This is a genomic window from Georgenia sp. (assembly GCF_054605595.1).
This window is the reverse complement of record NZ_JBTSDU010000040.1, coordinates 1-23,371: the sequence shown is the minus strand read 5'-3', so window position 1 is coordinate 23,371 and position 23,371 is coordinate 1. Positions and strand designations below refer to the sequence as shown.

Below are 23,371 nucleotides of genomic sequence, written 5' to 3'. Positions count from 1 at the left end.
CTCCCAGGAGTGGAGCTAGGGGGATTCGAACCCCCGACCTTCTCATTGCGAACGAGACGCGCTACCAACTGCGCCATAGCCCCAGGTGAGCATGAAGAGAGTAGCACCGGGCTAGTGGCCGCTGCGAAATCGTCGTCGTCGCCGGAGGCGTTGCCTTCGTCACTCCCCCGCGGCACGACGCCGCGCGAGGACACGGTCGAGGTCGAGCGCGGGAGCCATCGGTTCACCCAGGGAGACGGCCGCAGCCGCCGGCGAGGGCGCCGTCGGGCGCTGCGGGACGACGGCGCTGGGCGCCACCTCCGCGTCCGCGTAGGCGGGCACGTCCCGCCGGGGCGCCGAGGGCTTCAGCGTGTACGACGGCGCCGGGACCGGCACAGGGGTCCACCCCGCGCTCAGCTCGCCCGCGCGGTCGTCGACCGGAGAGTCAGTGATGCCGGGGGGCGTGGCCGTGGCCGCCCCATCGACCTCGACCGGCGGTGCGGCGGGGGCCTCGACGTCGTCCCCGCCGGAGACGGCTGCCCGCGCCACGGCGACGGTTGTGGCTGCGGCGGGCGCTCCGACGTCGTCCTCGCCGGAGGCGGTTGCCGGCGAGGAGCTGACGGTCGCCGATGCGGCAGGCGCGCTGGCTGCGGGCACGGTGGCGGTGTGCGCCGTGGCGGCAGCAGCAGCGGCCGGGTGGGCCGACACGGCCGGGCGGGCCGACACGGCCGGGCGGGCCGACACGGCCGGCCGGACCGTCCCGGTGGCGCGGACGCTCCTCCCCGCGACGGTCCTCACCCGGGCCTCGAGGCGGGCGATCTGGGCGCGGTCGCGCTTGTCGTTCGCGCGGGCCTTGACTGCGGTCCGGCGGCCCAGCACCAGGACGGTGCCGAGCAGGAGCGTCGGGATCGACGCGAGCGTCCAAGGCGTCAGCGCGAGCGCCGCGCCCACCCAGCCTGCGGCGGTGAGCACGAGGAGCACGGCGGTCAGGATGAGCCGGCGCCGCGTCGCGGCGGCACGCCGGGCCACACGTGCGGCCCGGGCTGCCCGGGCGGCGGCCAGGGCGCGAGCCTCCTGGGGGGCGGCCTGGCCCCGGGTCTGCGGCCTGTTCACGGCAGGAGCCTCCGGTCGTCGGTGCGGATCGTGCAGGTAGGCGGGACGGGTGGCGCACCCACCGCGGGTGGCGCCGTCGGTGGCGGACGACATTCCGGCGCCCGCGTCCCCGGCCGTGGCCAGGATCCGCAGGTCCGCCGAGAAGCGGTCCCCCACCCTCGAGTCGAGCTGGATCTGCCGGCTGCGCACCAGGTGCGGGAGCAGGTAGCCCAGGAGGATCAGGGAGAGCGCGATGACGACGTATCCCTGAACCCCCACACCCTAAAAGTAGGTGCGCGGCCGCGTAGACCCGGTGAGCCGGGGCGGCGTGTCGAGCCGCCACGGCCGTCGGCCGGCGTCGGGAGCGGCGTACGCCGCTCAGCGCACCCCGCCGCCGGCCCCTCGCCACCGGCGGACCAGCCCCCCGGGGACCTCCTCGGCGGTCAGCGCGAAGGAGCGGTGGTCGCGCCAGTCGCCCTCGATGTGCAGGTAGCGCCGCCGCACGCCCTCGTCCCGGAATCCCAGCTTCTCCACCACCCGCAGCGAGGGGGCGTTCTCGGGGCGGATGTTGATCTCGATCCGGTGCAGCCCGTACTCGAACCAGCAGAAGTCCGCCGCCATCGCGACGGCCGTGGGCATGATGCCGCGCCCGGCGACGTGGGCGCTCACCCAGTACCCGATCGTGGCCGAGGCGAAGGAGCCCCGGGTGATCGAGGAGACAGTGACCTGGCCGACCAGCTCGCCGCCGAGCTCGATGACCCACGGCAGCGACGTCCCCTCGCGGGCTGCGGCGTTCAGTGCGCGTACGTAGGCGAGGAACGTCGACGGCGGCGCCCCGGACGGCGAGGTCGCCTCCCATCGCTGGAGCCAGGCGGCGTTGTCCCCGCGCACCTCCTCCCACTCGCGCCGGTCGCGACGGCGCAGCGGCCGCAGCACCACCGCCCCGTCGGACAGCGTCACGGGCCAGCGCACGGCCCACTCGTTCCTCACGGCGCCGGCCCCGGGCCAGGACCGCGACTCACCGATCGGGGGGCAGCGCTCACCCGTCGCGTCGCGGCGCTCACGGGTCGAGGAGGAGGCAGTGCAGCCGGTCGCCGGCACGGACGTCGGTGACATCCTCCGGCACGACGGCGAAGGCGTTGGAACGGGCCAGCGCCGACAGCAGCAGCGACGCGGGCGGGCCGGTGAGCTCGGCCTGGTAGCCGTGCTCGGGCGAGCCGATCACCTGCACCCGGACGAACTCGCGGCGCCCGGCCGGGGAGTACCACCCGGACGTGACGGCCGCCGGCACGGACGGGCGGTAGAGCTCGGCGTACCCGGCCATGGCCCGCAGCGCGGGGCGTACGAACGTCTCGAACGCCACCTGCACCGCCACGGGGTCCCCCGGCAGGGCGAAGATCGGGGTGCCCTCCCCCTCCGGGCCGATGTGCCCGACGCCGAACTGGCGCCCGGGCCAGATCGCGACGTTGTCGAACCGCACCGTCCCGATCGGCCCGAGCACCTCCTTGACGGTGTCGTTGGCGCTGTAGCTCAGGCCGCCGGTGGTGACGATGAGGTCCGCCCGCACGAGCTGGTCCTCGAGCGTCTCCCGCAGCCGGCGGCGCTCGTCCGGCACGGCGGCCACGCGGAACGTCTTGCCGCCGGCGTCCTGCACGGCCGTGGCCAGCGCGTGCCCGTTGGCGTCGAAGACCTCGCCGGGGCGGATGGGCCGGCCCGGCTCGACGAGCTCGTCCCCGACGGAGACGATGACGACGCGGGGGGCCGGGTGGACCATCACGCGCCCCCGGCCGGCGGCCGCGAGGAGCGCGACCTGCCGGGCGCCCACTCGCTCACCCGCGGCGAGGACGATCTCACCCTCGCGCAGGTCCTCGGCCCGCCTGCGCACGTTCTCCCCGACGGCGACAGCCGTGCGCACCTCGACCTCGGCGGAGCCGAAGTCGGTCTGCTCGACCGGGACGACGGCGTCGGCGTCCGCCGGGACGGGGGCGCCCGACGCGATCCGGACGGCGGCCCCGGGCACCAGTCGGAGCCGGTCGACCTGACCGGCCCGCAGCTCGTCGGTCACGCGGAGCTTCACCGGCTCCTGCGGGCGCGCCTGTGCGACGTCGATGGAGCGCACGGCGTAGCCGTCCGTGGCGGCGAGGTCCGCCACGGGCAGGTCACCGGGCGCGGTCACGTCCTCCGCGAGGACGCATCCGACGGCGTCGGGCAGCACGACCTCCAGCGGTGGCAGCGGTCCGACCGCCGCGAGGCAGGAGGCCAGGTGCTCCTGGACGGTTCTCACCGGTCGCCGGGACGGCTCGGGGTGGCGTCCGCGGCGGCGTCGGACCGCAGCTCGACGTGCCGGCCCGCGACGTAGCCGTCGAGCCAGGTGGTGAACTCGGGGCCGAGGTCCGCACGGTCGGCGGCCAGGCGGACCACGGCCTTGAGGTAGTCGAGCTTGTCGCCGGTGTCGTACCGGCGGCCGCGGAAGACGACGCCGTAGACGCCGCCACCCTCGGCCGGGTCCATCCGGGCCAGGGTCTGCAGGGCGTCGGTCAGCTGGATCTCGCCGCCGCGGCCCGGGCCGGTCTCCTCGAGCACCGCGAACACGGCCGGGTCGAGCACGTAGCGGCCGATCACGGCGAGGTTGGAAGGAGCCTCCTCGACGGCGGGCTTCTCCACGAGCTCGGTGACGCGGACGACGTCCTCGGCCGCGAGCGCGCCCACGGCTCCGACACCGGTGGGCTCGACGGCGGCGCTGCCGTAGAGGTTGATCTGCGCGGGGTCGACCTCGAGGAGGGCGATCACGGACCCACCGAGGCGCTCGCGCACCGCGATCATGTCCTTCAGGAGCGTGTCGCGCGCGTCGATGAGGTCGTCGCCGAGGAGGACGGCGAACGGCTCGTCGCCGACGTGGTCCTTGCCCTGCAGCACCGCGTGGCCGAGGCCCTTCGGCTCGCCCTGGCGGACGAAGTGCAGGTGGGCGAGACCGTTGGCGGCGCGGACGGCGGCGAGGCCGGCGGCGTCGCCCTTGGCCTCGAGCTTGGCCTCGAGCTCGGGGGCGGCGTCGAAATGGTTCTCGATGGCCTCCTTGCCGCGACCGGTGACCATGAGGACGTCGGGGATGCCGGCGGCGGCGATCTCCTCGACCACGTACTGGATGGCCGGCTTGTCCACCACCGGCAGCATCTCCTTCGGGACGGCCTTGGTGGCGGGGATGAAGCGGGTGCCGAGTCCGGCGACCGGCACCACGGCCTTGCGGACGGGGGCCACCGGCTGGGCAGGCGTCGAGGCTGTCATGGCACCGAGACTATCCGGGTGGGCCGTGCGGCTCACGTCGTACGGGGAGCGGCCGGCACGGGCAGGACGGGGTGGCCGCAGGAGTGATTCCACAACCTGGGGGACGCCGACGCCCTCCGCCTGCGAGACTGGGTCCATGCACCAAGCGCGTCTCTCCCTCCCCCGGACCGACGGCGTCGAGGTCGAGGACGCCAAGCAGATCCTGCGGGGGGTGGTACGCGAGGCTCGAGCGAACCGTTCCGGGCGTGAGCTCCGGGAGGCCGCCGCCGCGTTCGCGCGCCACGGGCTCGAGGCCATCGGGAACGCCCGGTGCGTGGCGGCGTACGTCTCGCGGGCGGGCGAGCCGGGCACGCTGGAACTGCTGGAGGCGATGCACGCGCGTGGGGTGCGGGTGCTGCTGCCGGTGCTGGGGCCTGGCCTGGCGCGTACGTGGGCCGAGTACACCACGAGGGAGGACCTCGAGGTGCGGGCGCCGGGGCGGCCACCCGAACCCTCCGGCGACGTGCTGCCCGCGGAGGTGGTGGCCGAGGCCGACGTCGTCGTGGCGCCCGCGTTGGCGATCGATGTCACCGGCATCCGGCTCGGTCAGGGCGGCGGCTGGTACGACCGTGTCCTGGCACTCACCCGGCCGGGGACCCCCACGTTCGGGATGGTCTTCGACGAGGAGCTGGTGTCCGACCGGCTCCTGCCGGTCGACGCCCACGACGTCCCCGTCTCCGCCGTCATCACGCCGGAGCACTGGTTCCTGCTGGAGGGCTCGGCGTTCCAGGCCGAGGCGCTCGCCGAGCAGACACCGTAGACACCCGCCCGGCACGGGCAGCAGCACGCCGACCGGCGCATCTCGGGGCGGGCGCGTCTCGGGGCGGGCGCGCCGCGGACCGACGCGTCTCGGGCCGACGCGCCGCGGGCGGGCCCGCCGCGAACTGCTCGGGCGGGCCCACCACGAGCTACTCGGGTGGGCGCAGCACGAGCGTGACCTGCGCGGCCGCCGTCACGGCGGCCCGGTCGGCGGGCCACGGGTAGGTCTCCCCCACAGCCCAGGCCGCGAGCTGGTCCGAGTAGTACCCGGAAGCCGGGTGCCCGGAGACGCCGGTGCCGACCACCCAGGTGGAGGCGTCCCGGTCGGCGAGGTCGACAACCATGCGCATGCTCGGCCCCGCGGTCACGGTGTAGTCGGGCCGCCCCCGGGCGTCCTCGGCCGCGGCGTCGTAGGCCAGCGCGTCGACCACCGAACCGCCACCGGGTGCCTCGACCGGGTCGGGGTTGACGAGGCGGCGCACGGGCGCCGGAACGGTCGGGCCGCCGAGGACGGGGTGCTCGAGGCGGACCTGGTGGAGGCGGCCCCACTCCCAGTCCTGCGGGTCCTTGCCCAGGACGTTCGTGAGCTGCTGGCGGGCGGAGACGAGCGACTGGCGAATGATCTCGTCACGACCCTCCACGACGTTGATCGTGGTGCGGTCGTCCCACCACGGGTTCTGCGGGTCCTCCAGGAGCGTGGTGACGACCTGCAGCCAGCGGCCACCGCCGTCGGGCGCCTCTCCGGCGGGCAGGTCGTCCGCGAAGGTGAGGTCGAGCATGGTGGCCCACACGGCGTTGAAGTACGCCGCCCCGGGCGAGTCGACGGCGGTGGGGAACCCCTCGGCGGACCAGGTGCGCAGGAGGTCGACGGCCTGGGCCACGAAGTCGTCGTCGACGTCGACCTGGAGCAGCGCGGGCACGACGGCGCGGCCGAACGGGCTAGCGTCGTCGAGCATGAGGTCGTTCATGGCAGCGACATCGAACTTCTCGCCGGTGCCGATCTGCTGCTGCACCAGTGCCCGGAGGCGGGCGGCGCGGTAGCCGGCATCCCAGTCGGAGGTGATGAAGGGGCCCTCCCCGGCGGGGTTCGCCGCCTGGTTGGCCGCCACGACGAAGCCGTCGGCGGGGTTGAGCACCGCGGGCATCTGCGCCGGGTCGACGAAGCCCTGCCAGTCGTAGCGCTCGTCCCAGCCGGGCCGTGGCCAGGAGCCGTCGGCGGGCACCGGGGCGCCCGGCACTGCGGCGCGCACCGGGATGCGCCCCGTGGCCTGGTAGCCGATATCACCGTCCGTGGTGGCGAAGACGATGTTCTGGGCCGGGGCCTCGAAGAGCGCGGCCGCAGCAGCGACGTCCTGCGCCGTGGCGGCGCGGTCGAGGGCGAACACGGCGTCGGCCACGCGCCCGGGGGTGAGCGCGGTCCACTGCAGCGCGACGGCGTAGCCCGAGAAGCCCGCCGACGGTGAGCCGTCGGGGACGGGTGTGCTGCCTGCGGCGGCCGAGTCGGGCAGGACCGTGGAGATGATCGGACCGTGGACGGTGCTGGCGACGGTGATGACGACCGGGTCCTCGCCGTCGACCGCGATGGTCTCCCGGCGCTGGACGAGGGGGACTCGCTCGCCGCCCCGCAGGTAGGTGGCGTCGTCGTAGACCCGCTCGAGGGTGAGGTCCATGACGTCCGCGCCGAGGTTGGTCAGTCCCCAGGCCAGGTCCGCGTTCTGGCCGATGACGATGCCGGGCGCGCCGGCGAACCCGAAGCCGGAGACGTCGAAGGTGCACTCGGGGCCCGTTTCGACGCAGTGCAGCCCGCTCTGGTGCCACACGCTCGGCACGCCGAGGGAGAGGTGGGGGTCGTTGGCGAGCAGCGGACCGCCCGTGCTCGTGTGCTCGCCGGCGACGACGAAGGAGTTCGAGCCGATGCCGTCCCCGGTGCCGAGGAGGGTCGGGACGGCGCTGACCGCGGCCGCGGCCGCGCCCCGCGCCCGCAGCACCTCACGCTCGGCGGGATCGGGGGCTTCCGCACCCGACGGCGCAGTATCGGGTGCGGCGCCGGTGGGCAGCGCGGCCCCCGCGGTGGGCAGCGCAGCCCCTGCGGTCGGCGGCGCGGCGCCGGGTGCAGGCCCGTCGATGGGCGACGGCACCTCCTGGGGCGGTGCGACGATCGGCGCCGCGGTGTCGTAGGGGTAGTCGGGATAGAGCTGTTCGACGCGGGCGACGTCGCCGGCGAGCGGGCGTAGCGCGGCGGCCCGCCCGAGCTCGGCGTCGTAGTTCCCCGCGAGGTCCCACGCCATCGCCTTGCCCCAGGCCAGGGAGTCGATCGGGGTCCAGGGTTCGATGCTGTCCAGCGTGGTCGTCATGCCGAGCACGGTGTACTCGATACCCAACCGGGAGGCCTCACGCCCCTCGAGGTAGGCGTTGACGCCGTCGGCGTACGCCTCGTACAGCGTGCGCGTCTCGGGCTCGAGGAGGTCCCACTCCTGCTCCGCGGCGCGGCGCCAGCCGAGCGTGCGGACCACCTGGTCGGCGGCGAGCGCGGCCTCGTTCGCGCCCACCAGCTTCGAGAGCCGCCCGGCCGTGACGTGGCGGCGGTAGTCCATCTCGAAGAACCGGTCCTGGGCGTGGACGTAGCCCTGGCCGCGCATGAGGTCCTCGTCGGTGGTGGCGTAGATGCGCGGGACCCCCTGCGCGTCGCGCACGATCTCGACCTCGCCGTCGAGGATCTCGAGCGTCTGCTCGCCCTCGTAGTCCGGGAGCGGGCGTCGCACGAGCGCGACGACGAGGCCCGCCGTGACGACCAGGGCGACGGCCAGCAGCCCGGCGACGACGAGCAGGACCTTGCGCGACACCGACATTCCATGCACGACGTGAGCGTAACCGGGCAGGTGAGGAACCGGCAGGAGGCCGACGGGAAGGATCACGGGCCCGGTGGCGTTGTCACGCAGTACGATTGGCACTCGGATCGCGGGAGTGCCAGCCCCCGTCCTGAGCTCCTGGAGGTTTCGCAGTGCCTACCTACGCCTATCGGTGCACCGTCTGCAGCGACGAGTTCGACGCCAAGCAGTCCTTCTCCGACGATGCCCTCACCGTCTGCCCCGAGTGCGGTGGTGCGCTGCGCAAGCTGTTCTCCCCCGTTGGCGTGGTGTTCAAGGGCTCGGGCTTCTACCGCACCGACTCACGCCCCAGCGCGACGTCGACGGCGCTCGCCGCGCCGAAGGAGTCCGCCCCCGCCGCAGGCGCATCCGCCGGTTCGAGCACGTCCTCCGGTTCGAGGACGTCCGCCGGCTCGACGAGCTCGTCCTCCACGTCGTCCTCCTCGAGCAGATCCAGCGCCAAGGCCACCGCCGGCTGAGGGGACTCCACCGCCGGCTGAGGGGCCCCTCAGCCGTCCCGGCCCGCCGCTCCGCCAGGTGACGCCCCGGCGCGCCGACGAGCGCTCAGGCCACGTTCGTGCCCGTCCGTCCACAGGCGCCGGTCGGGCGCGTGCGGGCAGGCCCGCGTTCTTCCTACCGTCGGGGCCATGCGCGCCCCCACCCCACCGTCCCGCTCGCGCCAGGTCCGTGCCCGTCGGCTGCTCTGGCGGCGCCGTCATCTGATCGCCGCGCTCTGCCTCGGGCTGGCCGCCTTCCTCACCCTCACGGCGGTGCGTCCGCCTGCGCCACGCGGCGAACCAGTCCTCACGCTCGCATCGGACCTCCCGGTCGGGTCCGTGCTCACCGCCGCCGACGTCCGGTTGCGCACCATGCCCGCCGAGGCCGCCCACCCCGACGCGCTGCGCGACCCGGCCGAGGCGGTCGGACTTCCGCTGGCCGTGGCCATGCCCGCCGGCGCCGCGCTGCTCCCGACGATGCTCGCCGGGCCCGGGCTGGCCGCGGGCACCCCGCCCGGGACGGTGGTGGTCCCCGTGCCCGTGGCGGACCCCGCGTCCGCGCGACTCGCGCGACCCGGGCTGCGCGTCACCTTCGTGGCGACGACGACGGACGGTTCCGGCTCGCCGGGCGGTGCCGAGGTGGTGGCGCGCGGCGTCGTCGTCCTGGCCGTGGAGGACGCCGCGGCCGAGGCGTCATTCCTGGGCTCGGGCACGGCGGTGACCTTCGTCTATGTCGCCGCGTCGGAGGCGGTCGCTACAGTTCTCCTCGGCTCCAGTGCCTGGGCACCGCTGCGTGCGGTCTTGGAAGGACCGTGATGCCTGGGGGGAGCCACCGGACCCGGGGCCGCAGGCCCCCACGACCTGCAGGAATCGACGATGCTCCAGGGCTTCAAGGAATTCATCTCCCGCGGCAACGCCATCGACCTCGCGGTCGGTGTCGTCATCGGTGCCGCGTTCACCCAGGTCATCTCCGCCGTCGTGGAGAAGGTTCTCAACCCGCTCATCGGCGGGCTCTTCGGCCGGCCGGACTTCGACCGGGTATGGGTATGGACGCTCGGCAGCGGCGAAGGCACCGCCGAGGTGCTGCCGTTCTCCATCGTGACCGCACTGGTGAACTTCCTCATCGTCGCCGCCGCGCTGTACTCCATCGTGGTGCTGCCGATGAACAAGCTCGCCCAGCGCCGCAAGGCCGAGGAGACCGAGCCCGAGGCACCCGCCGACGACGTCCGCATCCTGACCGAGATCCGTGACCTCCTGGCGCAGGGGAGCACCGCGCGCTGACCCCCGTCCGCCGACCGGCGGCACCACGACAGCGCCGCACGCTGCCTGGGCGCACCGCACCTCGGTGTGCCCGCCCGGGGAGCGTGCGCGTCAGTCCTTGCCCCAGTGCGGCGGGACGTCCCGCCGCAGGCGGGCGTCGTTCGCGCCCTCACCCTGCTGAGGCTCCGCCGAGGGCCGCACGGGTCCCGCGTCCCCGGCATGCAGCGCCTCGACGGGGTCGGTGAGCTCACCGGCCGCCAGCCGCCGACGGTCGGCGGCGGACAGCGCGACGACCCGGTGGTGGCGCTTCCGGCCGCCCCCGCCCGGAGCCGCGTCCGGGCCGCCGAGGCCCGCCGCGCCACCCGCCGGATCGGCCGGGCCCTCCTCGGGGTCGGCCGGGCTCATCGGGCTCGCCGCCGGACGACATGCCCGAGCACGGCGTCCACCTGGGCGCCGCGCCGGGTCAGGGCCAGCTCCGTGCGCAGCGCCTCGACGAGCTGGTCGTCGCTGCGGTCGGCCCCGTCCGAGACGATCCAGGCGAGCAGGTCGTCGAGCTGGTCGTCGGAGTACGCGGCGAGCGGGAGCCCGGTCACGGCCGGTGGCCGGGGGCCACGCGCCCGCACGGGAACCGGCTCGGTGTCCGCGCGCTCATCGCCGCTCTCCGCATCACCCCCCGCACCACCGGCGCTTCCGACGCCGGAGCTCGCGCCGTCAGCGTCCGCACCACCGGCGCTCTCACGACCGGCGGCGCCGACGTCGTCGCGGTCACCGGTGGTGAGGCCGGTGCCCCCGGTCCCGGCACCGACGTCCGCCACGGTGCCCGCAGGATCAGTGGTCGCCACGGCGGTGGTCGCCACGGCGTCCGCGGCCGCCGACGCCACCTGCCGTTCCCGCACCACCTCCATCACCTCGGCGCGGATCGCCTCGGCCTCCGCCTGCGGGTCCATGAACACCGCGGTCGAGAAGGCCATGTGGACACGCCAACCGCGCGCCGTGAGCCGCTGCACCCAGTGCCGGTCGCGGCGGCGCAGGCTCGGCTCGGCGACGTACTCCTCGTCGTCGGTCAGGACGGCGACCACCAGCTCCTCGGGCAGGTCGGGGTGGCCGATCCCCAGCGGGATCCGTACCCCGCCCTCGAGCCCGTACCGGGGCACCACCGTCAGGCCGAGGCGCCAGACCCGCTCGGCCAGGTCGACCAGCAACTGGTCCGGGCTCTCCATCGGGGCGCCGGTCGGGGTCTCGCCACTCGGGGTGCCGACCGCGGCCTGGTCGATGAGTGCGGCCAGGAGCTGTGGCCCCGGGCGGCGCAACCGCGCGCTGTCGATCTCCCCCGGCCCGATACAGCTCACGATCACCAGCTGGTGGCGCACGGCGTCGAGCGCATCGACGACGCACGCGAGCCCGTCCGGGCCGTCGAGCGCGCCAAAGCGGTGCAGGACCCGCCCGTGCGGGGTCTTGCCGTAGCCCACGGACAGGACGACGACGTCGCGCCGCAGCCCCGCGGCGGCGTCGACCTCCACCACCGTGAACGGGTCCACCCGGTCGGGGCGGAAGAAGTCCGCGAGCTCCGGCCGGCCCGCGACGGCGGAGCGCACCGCCTCACGCACCCGGTCCGCATGACGGGCGTTGAGGGCGACCACGGCCAGGGACTCCTCCGGCGCGGCGCTCGCGTGCGCGGTGACCACCTCGCAGACGCGGTCCACCTCGGCCTGCACGCTCTCGATCGCGCCCGTGCCGGGATCGGGCATGCCGACACCGTCGACGAGGTCGAGGCGCATGCGCGAGGGCGACGGCGGGGCGGGGACGGAGCGGATGACGCCGCCGTAGCCGTGCTCGGCCAGGAAGGCGGCGATGCCCTCGTCGCGCTCGGCGCGGCCTGTGGGCAGGGTGACGGACGGCAGCAACGGCGCGAGGGCGGGGACCAGGCCCTCGCCGCCGCGGCGGGAGTCGCCCACGAGCACCACCTGGCGGGCGCGGGCAAGCACGGCCACCGCCTGCTCGACGGGCAGGTGCTGCACGCCGTCGAGGACGAGCAGGTCGACCGTCGGTGACTCCGGGAGCAGCTGCGGCACGAGCATGGGCGCGACCAGCCAGACCGGCCGCACGATCGGGACGAGCTCCGGGTAGGCGGCGACGGTCTCGCGCAGGCCGGGCCCGCCGCCGTCGAGCGCGGTGAAGAGCCGGCCCGCGGCGTCGCGGTGGTCGCGCACGGCCGTGACGACGTGCTCGGCGACGGCGCGGCGCACCGGCCCGGCGAGGCCGGCGACGTGCGCGGCGTCGAGCTCGCGGAACCGCTCGGCGAGCGCGGTCAGGGCGGGCCCGTCGTACCCGGCCAGTGCCGGGTCGGTGCGCAGGATCTGCTCAAGCACGGAGCTCCACCACGCCAGGTCGAACTCGGACTCGACGAGCGGCCCCGGCACGCGCCGCTCGGTCAGGTCGTCCACCAGCGCACCGAGGCCGGCGCCCCGGAGCTCGGCGAGGAGCGCGGTGCGCTCGGGCAGCAGCCGCAGCGCGGGGGCGTCGAGCCCCAGCTCCTTCAACCGCTCGGTGAGGTCGCCGAGCGGGAGGTCGAAGAGGTCCTCCTTCCCGACCCCGGAGCCGATGACGGCCTGGAGGGCCTCGACGTCGGCGCGCACCGCACGCTCGGCGGCGCGGATCTCGGCGAGCCCGTTGGGCAGGCGTGGCCAGCCGCCGCCGGGGTTGTAGCGCCGCCAGATCTCCCGCTGCTCCTGCACCCGGACCAGCTCGGCGTGCACGTCGGCCACGGGGCGGCCGGGACGCTGCAGGTCGCGGGCCTGCTTGCGCAGGCGCCGGCGCACGCGGCCCCGCATCGACACGCCTTGCTCCCGGCGCCAGGCACGGGTGGCGGTGGCCACCACCATGTCGGCCGCGGAGCGTTCGAAGATCTGCGGGACGAAGACGTCGAGGGCCTCGGCGACGCCGTCGAGCATGTCCAGCTGTTCGCGCCAGCCGGCGAGCGTGGTGGCCGGCACGAGGCCCGTCTGCGTGGCCACCTGCTCCGCCTGGTCCATCAGCGCGGGCAGGCCCAGCTCGCCGAGGCGCTGGGTGCGTTCGAGCGCCTCGGACGCGGCGGGCGCCGTCGTGAGGTCGGCGCCGTACCAGGGGGTGTCGACGGGCCGCAGGGTGAACGCCCCGAGCGCGGCGGCCCGGGAGAGCCGCTCGCGCACGGTGTCGCGGCCGGCGGCGTCGAGCCGGTCCAGCACGTCGACACCCAGCCGCACGCGGGTACGCGGCCCGGGCCGGGCGGACGTCAGCCGGGCGAGTGCCTGGAGGGCGTCGTAGGCGGAGACGCGCCAGGGGTCGTGGGCGGCGTGCAGCCCGGCGACGTAGTCGCGCAGGCGGTGGTGGACGTCGGTGAGCTCGGCCCGCACGGTCGCGAGGGTGGCGTCGTCGACCGTCACGGGAGCGGGGCTGAGCCCGGTGCGCAGCCGCTCGGCCGCGGCGGTGCGCCAGCGGGCCTCGGTGGACAGGTCCAGCGTCAGCTCGTCGAGGCCGAGCTCGTCGAGGCGCGACCGCAGGGCCTTGCCGGTGCGGCGGGTGCCGGGCACGTAGAGGACGCTGCGGCCGGAGGCGGCGGCGTCGGCGACGACGGCGGCGAGCGTACCGGGGACGTCGGAGCCGGGCGGGGCGTCGAGGAAGACGTGGCGGCCGGAGGCGACGACGTCGACGGCGTGCTGTTGGTCGACGTCGAGGTCACCGGCGCCTCGTTCGACCTCGGGCGCCCGGTCGGTCGCGACCCGCTCGGGGAGGGGGCTGTCCAGCGTGGCCCGGGCACCGGCGTCGCCCGCCAGCGCGGCGACGACGTCGGAGGCGGCCAGGTGGGGGGCGAGGGCGTCGAGGTCCTCGACGAGCACCTGCCCGGGGTGGACGAACGAGCCCACGACGATCTGCTCGCCGAGCTCGAAACCGGCGAGGTGCTCGCGCCCGAGCGTGGCGAGGGTGGCCAGGGCCTCCCTCGCCGTGAAGCCGTGCTCGGTGAAGCAGGAGCGGGCGAGCGTGGCGAGGTCGACGCGCACGCCCGCCTCGCGCAGCGCCCGGGCCAGCACCGGGTTGACCTCGATCGCGGCCTCGAGGTCGAGGTCGAAGTCGGACTCCGGGCCGGCGTGCGCGGTCAGGCGCAGGGAGCGCAGCAGGACCGGGGCGCGCACGGTGCGCACGGGCGCCGGCGGCGCGTCGTCGGGCGAGGGTCCGGTCGGGGGGACCGGCGTTTCCGCGGAGACGTCCGACGCGGAGAGCCCTGGCGTTTCCGCGGGGTCGTCGGGCTGGGCCGGTTCGGGCGTTTCCGCGGAGACGCGTGGGTGGGTGGAGGCCGGCGTTTCCGCGGAGACGCGGGCGAGCGCCTCGCCGGCCGGGTGATCGCGCGACGCGGCTGGAACACCGGACGTGGCCGCCGCGTCGCGCGACGGCGTGGCACCCGGAGTCGAACCCGGCGCGGACCCGGGGGTGGCCGCAGAGCCGCTGCGGTCCGGGTGCGCGGTGCCCGGGTCGGTGGAGGCCTCGATGTCCATGTGCGCGTCGTCGTGCGCGCGCTCCCCCAGCTCGGGCAGCGCCGTCCACGTCGCGACCCCGATGGCCAGGTACGTCGGTGCGAGGCCGTACCGCTGGGCGAGCTCGTCGGCGCGGGCGCGGACGGTGCGGGCGCCACGACGGGCGGCGAGCTGCGCGCTGCCCTCGCGCACCAGGTTGCTCAGCCGCGTGGTCCGGCCGGCGTAGAGCTGGGCGATGCCGGAGGGGTGCGCGGCGGTGAGGTCGATGGTCGCCTCGCCCAGCAGGTTCATGTCCGTCAGCGTGCTGGACCCACCCAGGTCGACCAGGGCCGCACGCCACTTGGCTGTCGCCTCGGTGACGACCGCTGCTCGTGACGCGGGAACGCTCGCTCGAGTCTCCCGGGACTCGCTCGCGGCTCGCTCGGGTTCGCTCGAGGAGGAGCCGGCGGGACCGGGCCTGCCGGGGCGGTCCTGGTCGGCCGGGACGTTCCGACGGCGGGCCACCCCGCCGCGGGAGAAGAAGCCAGGAGGGGTCATTCCACCAAGGTAGGCAGAGGTGCGGCGTGGACGCAGCCGCCGCGCCGTGGTCGATCTCGGCGAACGCGTCACACGACACACCGGTCGCGGCACCGAAGCCGGTCGCGGCACATCCGGGGCAGGTGGAGCGCCCGTCGGATCCCGCGCCGTTGCGTTGCGGACCACTCGTGATGACGGGGCGCGGCGCGCAGGGGGGGCAGGCGCCGCGTCCCGTCTCGGGGTAATCATGTCGGTCCCGGTCCGCTGACGCAAGCGCCTCCGACAGCGTGGCGAGTGACTTCGCAGCCGTCCGTCTCCGGTTCATCGTCATGTCGCCGGCTCGTATCCGTGCAGGTCAACGAGGTGGACCCGGCCGGCGAGCTCCGGCGGCGAGCCATCCGGAGCAAGACCCGCCTCGACCGGCCCCACCCGTCGCCCGGGATGTGATGGGCATCACGGGTCCGGATCGCCCGATATGGTCCGTTGATCGACGGTGGCGACGGCTCCCGCTCCCGGCGCCGGCGACCCGCCCTGCGGGTCACCGCCGGCCCGCGGCGCCGATGGTGCCCTCGGGCAGATTCGAACTGCCGACACCCGCTTTAGGAGAGCGGTGCTCTATCCCCTGAGCTACGAGGGCGGGGACCGCTACCCAGGGTAGATGACGCCGTCGACCACCTCGAAACGCGCCTGCAGGGGCGCGGGCCCGTGGTCCCGGCGGCTATGCGAGATAGACGCGTGACTCCCACGGCGCCAGGACCAGCAGTTCGCCGTCATCGGCGGCCGCGCCGGCGACGGCGTCCGGTCCCGGGTCCGCGGCGTGCGTCGCGAGCAGCACCCGTCCGGCGAGCGCCGCTCCCGTGCCGGGCAGGCTCACCCGGGCCGGCTCGTTGGACAGGTTCGCCACGACCAGCAGCGTCTGCCGCTCCGTGGTGCGCGTGTAGGCGAAGACCTGCTCGTGCTGCGGCGCGAGCAGCGCGAACCTCCCCTCGACCACCACGTCGAGGGTGTGCCGCAGCCCGACGAGGCGGCGGTAGTGGTGGAACACCGAGTCCGGATCGGCGACGGCGGCGACGGCGTTGATCTCCCGGTACGCCGGATTGAGCGACAGCCAGGGGGTCCCGGTCGTGAACCCGGCATGCTCGGAGGCGTCCCACTGCATGGGCGTGCGGGCGTTGTCCCGGCTCACCGGCCCGATGCCGGCCATGACCTCGCCGTCGCTCGCGCCGCCGGAGACCGACTCCTGGTAGAAGTTGAGCGTCTCGATGTCCCGGTAGCCGGCGATGTCGGCCCATCCGACGTTGGTCATGCCGAGCTCTTCACCCTGGTAGACGTACGGGGTGCCGCGCAGCATGTGCAGGACGGTGCCGAGCGTCTTCGCGGAGGCGACCCGGTGCTCGGTGGAGTCGTCGCCCCAGCGCGAGACGATGCGCGGCTGGTCGTGGTTGTTCCAGTAGAGGGAGTTCCACCCGGCGTCGGCGAGCCCGTCCTGCCACGCGGCGAGATTGGCCTTGAGGTCCGGCAGGTGCAGGGGCCGGAGCTGCCACTTGCCGGACGGACCGTGGTCGATGCCCACGTGCTCGAACGTGAAGACCATGTCGAGCTGATGGTGCGCCGGGTCCGTGACGGACCGCGCGAGCCCGAGCGTGACGCCGGGCATCTCGCCGACGGTCAGGAGCGGTTCCCCCTCCCGGGTACCGGCGGCGAGCACCTCACGGTGCATCTCGGCGAGGTACTCCTCGAGCCGGGGCCCGTTGGCGTAGCAAGGCGAGCCGTCCGCGAACCGGGTCGTCCCCGCCGTCGCGGCGCCGTCGGGCAGGTCCCCGTCCGGGCCGACCGCCTTGGAGATGAGGTTGATGACGTCCATTCGGAAACCGTCCACGCCGCGAGCCACCCAGCGGCGCATCATCGCGTAGACGGCGTGGCGCACCTCGGGGTTCTCCCAGTTGAGGTCCGGCTGCTTACGGGAGAAGAGGTGCAGGTAGTACTCTCCCGAGGCCGCGTCCCACTCCCAGGTGGAGCCGGAGAAGAACGAGTGCCAGTTCGTCGGCTCCGCACCGGGCTCGCCACCGATATGGCCCGGGCGCGGCGGCCGCCACCAGTACCAGTCGCGCTTGGGCGAGCACTTGTCGGTGCGGGACTCGGTGAACCACGGGTGCTCGTCGGAGGTGTGGTTGACGACGAGGTCCATGACCAGGCGCATCCCGCGGGCGTGCAGGCCGGTGATGAGCTCGTCGAGGTCGGCGAGCGTGCCGAAAGTGGGGTCGACGTCCTCGTAGTCGGAGATGTCGTAGCCGTTGTCGTCCTGCGGGGACCGGTAGATCGGCGAGAGCCACATGACGTCGACGCCGAGGCCGTGCAGGTAGTCCAGCCTGCCGATGATGCCGCGCAGGTCCCCGACGCCGTCGCCGTCGGAGTCGGCGAAGGACCGCGGGTAGACCTGGTAGACGACGGCGGTGCGCCACCACTCGCGGGTGCCGCGCTCGAGCCCGCCACCGGTCGGGCCGCTGGATCCCTCACCGGGGTCCGAGCCCTCACCGGGGTCGGAACCGCCACCGGGAGCGGAGCCCTGGCGACGGCGCTGGTCCGGCGCCGGCATGAAGCCTGAACTGCCCACGGACTCTCCTCCCGACCCGCCGGTGACGCCGGTGGCGCCGACCCGGTCGGTGGAACACAGGCGCGAGCCGCTCACCTGGGGACCAACGTACACAGCCGCCCGCGGCGGCGGCCCCCGGCCACGATCGTCCGAGCCGCTGCCCCCATCTCCGAGTGACACAGCGGTCCGAGTGGCCGAGCGGTCCGAGTGACACAATCGCCAAGACCCCTTGGCCGCCGATGAGGTGGGTCCCGCCGCCCCCGCCATGGGAAGGCATCCGGGTGGACTCCTCAGCGAGCCCGCACGTACTCGTCAACGGGCCCGCACGTACTCGGCGGGCCGGCACCGGGGTGCGGGCCCGCCGAGTCGGCGATCGTCAGCGGCTCGCGACGAGCTCGCCCTCCGTGGTGCCGGTGGAACCCGACGCGTCAGCAGCGGACGTGTCGCTGCCGACGGCGGGCGTGCCGGCGTCCCCGTCGGCCTCGTCAGCGAACTCGTCAGCGAAGAGGTCCTCCGCGTTGGCCGAGGCGTACTTCGCCACGTCGAGGATGCCCTCACGCTTGGCCACGATGACGGGAACGAGCACCTGACCGGCGACGTTCACGGCGGTGCGGCCCATGTCGAGGATCGGGTCGATGGCCAGCAGCAGCCCGACGCCCTCCAACGGCAGCCCGAGCGTGGACAGGGTCAGGGTGAGCATGACGGTGGCACCGGTGAGGCCGGCGGTCGCGGCCGAGCCGACCACGGAGACGAATGCGATGAGCAGGTAGTCCGTGATGCCCAGGTCGACGCCGAAGAACTGGGCGACGAAGATCGCGGCAACGGCCGGGTAGACGGCGGCGCAACCGTCCATCTTGGTGGTCGCACCCAGCGGCACCGCGAAGGAGGCGTAGCCGCGGGGCACGCCGAGGTTGCGGTAGGTCACGCGCTCGGTCACGGGCATGGTGCCGATCGAGGAGCGGGACACGAACCCCAGCTCGATCGCGGGCCACGCGCCCTTGAAGTAGCTGAGCGCGGACAGGCCGTGCCCCTTGAGGAGCACCGGGTAGACCACGAAGAGCACCAGGACGAGGCCGATGTAGATCGCGATCGCGAACGTGCCGAGGCTGGTCAGCGAGGACCAGCCGTAGGTGGCGATGGCGCGGCCGACCAGGCCGAGGGTGCCCAGCGGTGCGAGGCGGATGATCCACCAGAGCACCTTCTGGATGACGACGAGCAGCGAGCGGTTGAAGCTCAGGAACGGCTCGGCCTTGCTGCCGGACCGTAGCGCAGCGATGCCGACGGCGAGCGCGATCACGATGATCTGCAGGACGTTGAAGCTCACGCCGGTGGCGACGGCGGCGATGCCACCGTCCGCGCCGGTCTGGAGCTGGGACGACGCACCGAGGCCGAGGAAGTTCTGCGGGATGAGGCCCTGGAGGAAGTCGAGCCAGGAGCCGGTGCGGCCGGGGGTGACGGCCGCTGCCGCGTCGACGCCGGAGTTGACGCCGGGCTGGAGCACCAGGCCGAGGCCGATGCCGATGCCGACGGCGACGAGCGCGGTGATGGCGAACCACATCAGCGTCTGCCCGGCGAGGCGGGCCCCGTTGGCCACCCCTCGCAGGTTCGCGATCGATGCGACGATCGCGGTGAAGACCAGCGGCGGGACGATGGCCTTGAGCAGGCTGACGAAGGACGAGCCGATCGTGCTCAGAGCCAGGGTGAGGCCGTTGTCCTCGCCCTCGGGCGTCTGGCCGATCTCGAGGGCGAGCCAGCCCAGGAGCACGCCGGCGGCGAGGCCGATGAGGATCTGCATGCTGAAGGACGGCAGGCGTAGGCGGTGGCGCGACTCGGGCGCTGCCTCGGGGGTGGTGGGCACGGTGCTGCCTTTCTTCTCCGTCGGTGACGGAGTGGGTGAGGTGATGCGGCGAGGGTGGGGAGGGGCGTGGCCGACCCTCACGCGCCGGGGTGCGACGGGCCGTCACGCACCGGGGCACGGCGGCGTCGCGGATCGACGGGCGGTGCGAAGGTTCGACCGGATGGTGCCGGACACGGCGGTGCCCAGCGGCCGGCATGGCCGGGTGCCGAGGCGTCCGAACGGTGCTGGTACGCCGGGCGGGAGCGGTGCAGGCGGCGTCAGTGCGCCCGCGCGAGGACCGGTGCGGTCAGCGGCAACAGCGCATGCGACAACACACGACCGTGGCCCCGGCCCGGACAGGCAGGGTGACGGTGCGGTGCTCGACGTCGTGGCGCATGCGCGTTCTCGGCTCCAGTGGTGGTCCGACCCACGATTGCGGGTCGAGGCCGACCGTAGTCCACGGTCCCGCGCAGGAGAAGTGCGGTCCCGCCGAGTGAGACGCACCCCACAGCCATCCGAGACTCCCGCACGAACGTCGGGGTCCGCTCGGGGCGGTCCCCGCCTCCGGCCCGACGGCGGTCATCGCCTCGCGGCGCGGACCGTTGCCGGCCAGGGGCCGTCCGCCTGGCCGGCGCTGGGTGCAGGCGCCGCAGTCGCGGGCTACCGGTCCGCCGGCTCCGTCGCGGGCTACCGGTCCGCCAGCTGCGTCGCCAGCTCGTCGATCCGAGCCGAGAGCGAGCGAAGTGCCTCGGCCGTCGTCTCGTCGACCTTGGCGCCGTCGATCGCGGTGCGAGCCCGCTCGAGCGCCGAGCGGGCCTCGGCCACGGCGTCGCCGCCGCCGGCGGCCGCCGCGGCCTGAGCCTCCTCGACCGCGCTGGTCGCGGCGGCCAGGGTCTCCTCGAGGGTCGCCCGGGTCGCGGGGTCGAGGCCCTCGATCGCCTGGCGGGCGTCGCCGATCGCCTGGCGGGCGTCGACGGCGCGCCGACGCGCCTGGTCCAGCGCCTGCCGGGCCTGGTCGGCCACGTCCTGGGCGTCGCCGACCGTCGCGGAGATCGACTCCCGGACGTCGGCGATCGGCCCGTCCGCGGCACAGCCGGCGAGCGTGAGCGCAAGCCCGACGGCGAGGGCGAGCGGAGCGGTACGGTCACGGGACGAGCTCATGCGAGGCCTCCGAAGGTGGGGGTTCGTCTCCTATTCTGCCGTCTCGGAGGGACCAGTGCTGCTCACCCCGAACTACCACCCGCTCGACGTCGTCCTCGCCTCCGGCGAGGGTGCCTGGGTCACCGACGTCGGCGGGCGGCGCTATCTCGACATGCTCGCCGGGTACTCGGCGCTGAACTTCGGCCACCGTCACCCCGCCCTGGTGGGGGCCGCGAAGGAGCAGCTCGACCGGCTCACGCTCACGTCACGGGCGTTCGACCACGAGCTCCTGGAACCGTTCGCGTCGGCGGTGACCGATCTGACGGGCACCGAGATGCTGCTGCCGATGAACACCGGCGCCGAGGCGGTGGAGAGCGCGATCAAGACCGCACGCAAGTGGGGCTACGACGTCAAGGGCGTGCCCGACGGCGCCGCGACCATCGTCGTCGCCGACGGCGCGTTCCACGGCCGGACGACCACGATCGTCTCGATGAGCTCGGACCCGCAGACGCGGGCCGGATTCGGTCCGTACACGCCCGGCTTCCGGATCGTCCCGTACGCAGACGCGGACGCCGTGGCCGGGGCGATCGACGAGACGACGGTGGCGGTCCTCGTCGAGCCGGTCCAGGGCGAGTCCGGCGTGATCGTCCCACCGGTGGACTACCTGCCGCGGCTGCGCGAGATCTGCACGGCGTCGGACGTGCTCCTCGTGCTGGACGAGATCCAGTCGGGGCTCGGGCGCACGGGCACCACGCTCGCGCAGGACCTGGTGGGGGTGCGGGCCGACCTGACCACGCTCGGCAAGGCGCTCGGCGGCGGCATCCTGCCCGTCTCCGCCGTCGTCGGGCGCGCGGACGTGCTGAGCGTGCTCACCCCGGGCACGCACGGGTCGACGTTCGGCGGCAACTCCCTCGCCTGCGCCGTCGGGCTGAAGGTGGCGGAGCTGCTGGCCACGGGGGACCTGCAGGCACGGGCTCGCGAGCTCGGCGTGACCCTGTCCGAGCGGGTGGACGAGCTGGTGCGAGAGGGGCTGCTCGCGTCGGCCCGGACGGTCGGGCTGTGGGCGGGGCTCGACGTCGAGCCGGGGCTGGGGCTGACCGGTCGGGCCACGTGCGAGCGGCTGGCCCGCCGCGGGGTGCTCGCGAAGGACACGCACGGGGCGACGATCCGCCTCTCGCCGCCGCTGACGATCGCGGCGGACGATCTGCACCTCGCGCTGGACACGCTGACCGCCGTGCTGCGGGAGGCGCGTGACGAGGTCAGCCCGTGAGCCGGCGACCGCTGAGCCGCGACGACCACTGAGTACCCGACATATTCGACAATGGGGACATGTCCCCATTGTCGAATATGCCATCCCGCTCGCATGTGGCGGCTCGAGAGCGCACGCTGGTAGGGCAGGGCGCTTCCCGGCGGTGGCGACGCCCAGCACGGGTTCGGGCCCCGACAATTCCCGGATCCGGCCACCCCACATCGTTCGGACGTCTCCATCGTGACGTCCTCGCGGGCGTGCCGGTCGTGGTCGTCGGCATGCGGTAGAGGGCATGGCGCGCGGTTGCGCGCCATGCCCTCTCGTCCGGTCCCAGTCGCCGCTAGACGTTCCAGGGCACGTCCGTGGGGCTGAGCCCCTCGTCCTTGATCCGGGCGGGGACGACCATCACGGGCGACGCCGCGTGCTGCAGCACGGCCTGGCTGGTCGATCCGAGCAGGAGGCCGGCGAACCCGCCGCGACCGCGGGAGCCGACGACGACGAGCTCGACGGCGGTGGAGAACTCGGCCATGAGCGCTGCCGCGTTGCCGTCGAGGGCGTGCTGGCGCACCCGGACATCGCGGTCCCCGACCGCGGACCGCACGGCCACGCCGAGACCCTCGCGCACGTCGGCGAGGACCTCGTCACGGTCGACGGTGGCGGGCAGCCACGCCATCGCCCCCGCGCCCGTGGCGATCGGCACCGCGGCGACGGCGGAGAGCTCGGCGCCCCACAGGGCCGCCTCCTCCACCGCGCGCACGAGCGCCACCTTGGCCGAGTCGGAGCCGTCGACACCGACGACGATGCGTTCGACCGGGGTGTACGTGCGGCCCTCACGGACCGGGACGACCACGGTGGGGCAGTGCGCGTGCGCCGGCAGCGCCGAGGAGACCGTGCCGAGCAGGCGGTCCGTGAACCCGCCACCGCCGCGGGTGCCGACGACGACGAGGCTCGCCTCACGGGAGAGATCGACCAGCACGCCGGCCGGGTCGCCCGTCTCGAGCGAGGACGTCACCACCAGGCCCGTGCCGTCCGTGCGGGCCACGGCGGCGTCGACGACGGCCTGGACCCCCTGTTGGATCGCGGTGTCGTCCATCGCGGCGTAGCCGCCGTCGAGCGACGCCGCGGTGAAGGACGGCAACGCGTACGCGCACACCACGTGGAGCCGCCACCCGGTCAGCCTCGCCTCGGCGACCGCCCAGTCCACGGCAGCCAGGCTCGCCTCCGAGCCGTCGACCCCGACGACGACAACCTTCTCGTGCGGCATGCCCCCACCACCTTTCGTTGGTCATTCGTTGACCTCATTGTGCCCCGCCGGGACGTCGGCGCTACCCGCAAAGGTCTGGCGCGTCCTCCCGGCGGGTCCGACGGACCGGGCTGACACCGGGAGACCCGTCCGGATCATCCCATTGACGGGGGCCGGGTGTGCGGTGTTCGACAGTCCGGGCCGGCCCGTGCGCCGGCGAGAAGGCGCGGACACCGGTGCCGGCGCCGACAGGCCGCGGACACCGTCGCCTGCGCTGCGTTCGACCTGGCCGCGACCGGCACCCGGTGCGACAGGGCCCGGATACGCCACAGGGCGGCCCGGTGGGCCGCCCTGTGGGTGGTGCGAGGTGCGAACGACCCCGGGCGAGGCGCTGGGGTCAGGCGACGCGGATGAAGGTGGGGGAGGAGTGTGGGATGGGGCCCTCGAACAGGGCGGTGCCGGGGTTGCGGGCGGCGATGTGGTTGCCGCCACCGGTGTAGATCCCGATGT

Annotated in this window: 16 protein-coding genes, 2 tRNA genes and 1 pseudogene; 5 read left to right on the top strand and 14 right to left on the bottom strand. The window is 74.4% G+C overall.

What is annotated here, in order from left to right; translation table 11 throughout:
* Positions 1 to 10: 10 nt before the first annotated feature.
* The 5 genes from ACYC1Z_RS06920 to ACYC1Z_RS06900 all read right to left on the bottom strand — a co-directional run bounded on the left by ACYC1Z_RS06920 (position 11) and on the right by ACYC1Z_RS06900 (position 4,353).
* Positions 11 to 83: transfer RNA gene (locus tag ACYC1Z_RS06920), tRNA-Ala, on the bottom strand.
* A gap of 76 nt (positions 84 to 159) precedes the next feature.
* Positions 160 to 1,350 (bottom strand): hypothetical protein, encoded by a 1,191-nt coding sequence (locus tag ACYC1Z_RS06915; protein ID WP_461408789.1) that lies wholly within the window; start codon positions 1,348 to 1,350, stop codon positions 160 to 162.
* A 99-nt stretch (positions 1,351 to 1,449) separates the two neighbouring features.
* The gene (locus ACYC1Z_RS06910) at positions 1,450 to 2,043 is read right to left on the bottom strand and encodes a GNAT family N-acetyltransferase (RefSeq protein ID WP_461408788.1); all 594 of its coding nucleotides are present in this window, start codon (positions 2,041 to 2,043) and stop codon (positions 1,450 to 1,452) included.
* Between the two features lie 88 nt (positions 2,044 to 2,131).
* A complete protein-coding gene (locus tag ACYC1Z_RS06905) occupies positions 2,132 to 3,355 on the bottom strand; it encodes a molybdopterin molybdotransferase MoeA (RefSeq protein WP_461408787.1) in 1,224 nt (407 codons plus the stop codon).
* Positions 3,352 to 4,353 (bottom strand): UTP--glucose-1-phosphate uridylyltransferase, encoded by a 1,002-nt coding sequence (locus ACYC1Z_RS06900; protein WP_461408786.1) that lies wholly within the window; start codon positions 4,351 to 4,353, stop codon positions 3,352 to 3,354. Before ACYC1Z_RS06900 ends, ACYC1Z_RS06905 begins: the two co-directional genes overlap by 4 nt.
* A 136-nt stretch (positions 4,354 to 4,489) precedes the next feature.
* Here ACYC1Z_RS06900 and ACYC1Z_RS06895 point away from each other — a divergent pair, with 136 nt between their 5' ends.
* Positions 4,490 to 5,152, top strand: coding sequence for a 5-formyltetrahydrofolate cyclo-ligase (locus ACYC1Z_RS06895; RefSeq protein WP_461408785.1), 663 nt, complete (start codon positions 4,490 to 4,492; stop codon positions 5,150 to 5,152).
* 148 nt (positions 5,153 to 5,300) lie between these two features.
* On the opposite strand, the gene ACYC1Z_RS06890 is transcribed toward ACYC1Z_RS06895, so the two are convergent.
* The gene (locus ACYC1Z_RS06890) at positions 5,301 to 8,000 is read right to left on the bottom strand and encodes a penicillin acylase family protein (RefSeq protein ID WP_461408792.1); all 2,700 of its coding nucleotides are present in this window, start codon (positions 7,998 to 8,000) and stop codon (positions 5,301 to 5,303) included.
* A gap of 152 nt (positions 8,001 to 8,152) precedes the next feature.
* Here ACYC1Z_RS06890 and ACYC1Z_RS06885 point away from each other — a divergent pair.
* A pseudogene (locus tag ACYC1Z_RS06885) lies at positions 8,153 to 8,293 on the top strand (FmdB family zinc ribbon protein); the annotation flags it as partial.
* Positions 8,294 to 8,307: 14 nt separating this feature from the next.
* On the opposite strand, the gene ACYC1Z_RS06880 reads toward ACYC1Z_RS06885, so the two are convergent.
* Positions 8,308 to 8,487, bottom strand: coding sequence for a hypothetical protein (locus ACYC1Z_RS06880; protein WP_461408793.1), 180 nt, complete (start codon positions 8,485 to 8,487; stop codon positions 8,308 to 8,310).
* A 178-nt stretch (positions 8,488 to 8,665) separates the two neighbouring features.
* On the opposite strand from ACYC1Z_RS06880, the gene ACYC1Z_RS06875 reads away from it, so the two are divergent.
* A complete protein-coding gene (locus tag ACYC1Z_RS06875) occupies positions 8,666 to 9,331 on the top strand; it encodes an SAF domain-containing protein (protein ID WP_461408784.1) in 666 nt (221 codons plus the stop codon).
* 60 nt (positions 9,332 to 9,391) lie between these two features.
* The gene (gene mscL / locus ACYC1Z_RS06870; protein ID WP_461408783.1) at positions 9,392 to 9,796 is read left to right on the top strand and encodes a large conductance mechanosensitive channel protein MscL; all 405 of its coding nucleotides are present in this window, start codon (positions 9,392 to 9,394) and stop codon (positions 9,794 to 9,796) included.
* 90 nt (positions 9,797 to 9,886) lie between these two features.
* Here mscL and ACYC1Z_RS06865 read toward each other — a convergent pair whose 3' ends face one another.
* The 6 genes from ACYC1Z_RS06865 to ACYC1Z_RS06840 form a co-directional block, all read right to left on the bottom strand.
* On the bottom strand, positions 9,887 to 10,180 hold the full coding sequence (locus ACYC1Z_RS06865; RefSeq protein ID WP_461408782.1) for a hypothetical protein: 294 nt from the start codon (positions 10,178 to 10,180) through the stop codon (positions 9,887 to 9,889).
* Positions 10,177 to 14,820: a DNA helicase gene (locus tag ACYC1Z_RS06860; RefSeq protein WP_461408781.1), complete on the bottom strand. Its 4,644-nt coding sequence runs from the start codon at positions 14,818 to 14,820 to the stop codon at positions 10,177 to 10,179. Before ACYC1Z_RS06860 ends, ACYC1Z_RS06865 begins: the two co-directional genes overlap by 4 nt.
* Before the next feature lie 540 nt (positions 14,821 to 15,360).
* A tRNA-Arg gene (locus ACYC1Z_RS06855) sits at positions 15,361 to 15,436 on the bottom strand.
* Positions 15,437 to 15,517: 81 nt separating this feature from the next.
* Positions 15,518 to 17,395 (bottom strand): glycoside hydrolase family 13 protein, encoded by a 1,878-nt coding sequence (locus ACYC1Z_RS06850; RefSeq protein WP_461408791.1) that lies wholly within the window; start codon positions 17,393 to 17,395, stop codon positions 15,518 to 15,520.
* 373 nt (positions 17,396 to 17,768) lie between these two features.
* Positions 17,769 to 19,187 (bottom strand): dicarboxylate/amino acid:cation symporter, encoded by a 1,419-nt coding sequence (locus tag ACYC1Z_RS06845; RefSeq protein WP_461408790.1) that lies wholly within the window; start codon positions 19,185 to 19,187, stop codon positions 17,769 to 17,771.
* A gap of 729 nt (positions 19,188 to 19,916) precedes the next feature.
* The gene (locus tag ACYC1Z_RS06840; RefSeq protein ID WP_461408780.1) at positions 19,917 to 20,390 is read right to left on the bottom strand and encodes a hypothetical protein; all 474 of its coding nucleotides are present in this window, start codon (positions 20,388 to 20,390) and stop codon (positions 19,917 to 19,919) included.
* On the opposite strand from ACYC1Z_RS06840, the gene rocD reads away from it, so the two are divergent.
* A complete protein-coding gene (gene rocD / locus ACYC1Z_RS06835) occupies positions 20,389 to 21,639 on the top strand; it encodes an ornithine--oxo-acid transaminase (protein WP_461408779.1) in 1,251 nt (416 codons plus the stop codon). The two genes, ACYC1Z_RS06840 and rocD, sit on opposite strands and share 2 nt — an antisense overlap.
* Before the next feature lie 319 nt (positions 21,640 to 21,958).
* Here the strand turns inward: rocD and ACYC1Z_RS06830 are convergent, their stop codons facing one another.
* Positions 21,959 to 22,882: a universal stress protein gene (locus ACYC1Z_RS06830; RefSeq protein ID WP_461408778.1), complete on the bottom strand. Its 924-nt coding sequence runs from the start codon at positions 22,880 to 22,882 to the stop codon at positions 21,959 to 21,961.
* Positions 22,883 to 23,371 lie beyond the last annotated feature (489 nt).

Excerpts from the sequence above, each read along its gene's own strand:
- rocD (WP_461408779.1), top strand. The coding sequence starts at position 20,389 with ATGCGAGGCCTCCGAAGGTGGGGGTTCGTCTCCTATTCTGCCGTCTCG.
- ACYC1Z_RS06865 (WP_461408782.1), bottom strand. The coding sequence starts at position 10,180 with ATGAGCCCGGCCGACCCCGAGGAGGGCCCGGCCGATCCGGCGGGTGGC.
- ACYC1Z_RS06830 (WP_461408778.1), bottom strand. The coding sequence starts at position 22,882 with ATGCCGCACGAGAAGGTTGTCGTCGTCGGGGTCGACGGCTCGGAGGCG.
- ACYC1Z_RS06840 (WP_461408780.1), bottom strand. The coding sequence starts at position 20,390 with ATGAGCTCGTCCCGTGACCGTACCGCTCCGCTCGCCCTCGCCGTCGGG.
- ACYC1Z_RS06900 (WP_461408786.1), bottom strand. The coding sequence starts at position 4,353 with ATGACAGCCTCGACGCCTGCCCAGCCGGTGGCCCCCGTCCGCAAGGCC.
- ACYC1Z_RS06890 (WP_461408792.1), bottom strand. The coding sequence starts at position 8,000 with ATGTCGGTGTCGCGCAAGGTCCTGCTCGTCGTCGCCGGGCTGCTGGCC.
- mscL (WP_461408783.1), top strand. The coding sequence starts at position 9,392 with ATGCTCCAGGGCTTCAAGGAATTCATCTCCCGCGGCAACGCCATCGAC.
- ACYC1Z_RS06850 (WP_461408791.1), bottom strand. The coding sequence starts at position 17,395 with ATGCCGGCGCCGGACCAGCGCCGTCGCCAGGGCTCCGCTCCCGGTGGC.
- ACYC1Z_RS06845 (WP_461408790.1), bottom strand. The coding sequence starts at position 19,187 with ATGCAGATCCTCATCGGCCTCGCCGCCGGCGTGCTCCTGGGCTGGCTC.
- ACYC1Z_RS06860 (WP_461408781.1), bottom strand. The coding sequence starts at position 14,820 with ATGACCCCTCCTGGCTTCTTCTCCCGCGGCGGGGTGGCCCGCCGTCGG.
- ACYC1Z_RS06875 (WP_461408784.1), top strand. The coding sequence starts at position 8,666 with ATGCGCGCCCCCACCCCACCGTCCCGCTCGCGCCAGGTCCGTGCCCGT.
- ACYC1Z_RS06895 (WP_461408785.1), top strand. The coding sequence starts at position 4,490 with ATGCACCAAGCGCGTCTCTCCCTCCCCCGGACCGACGGCGTCGAGGTC.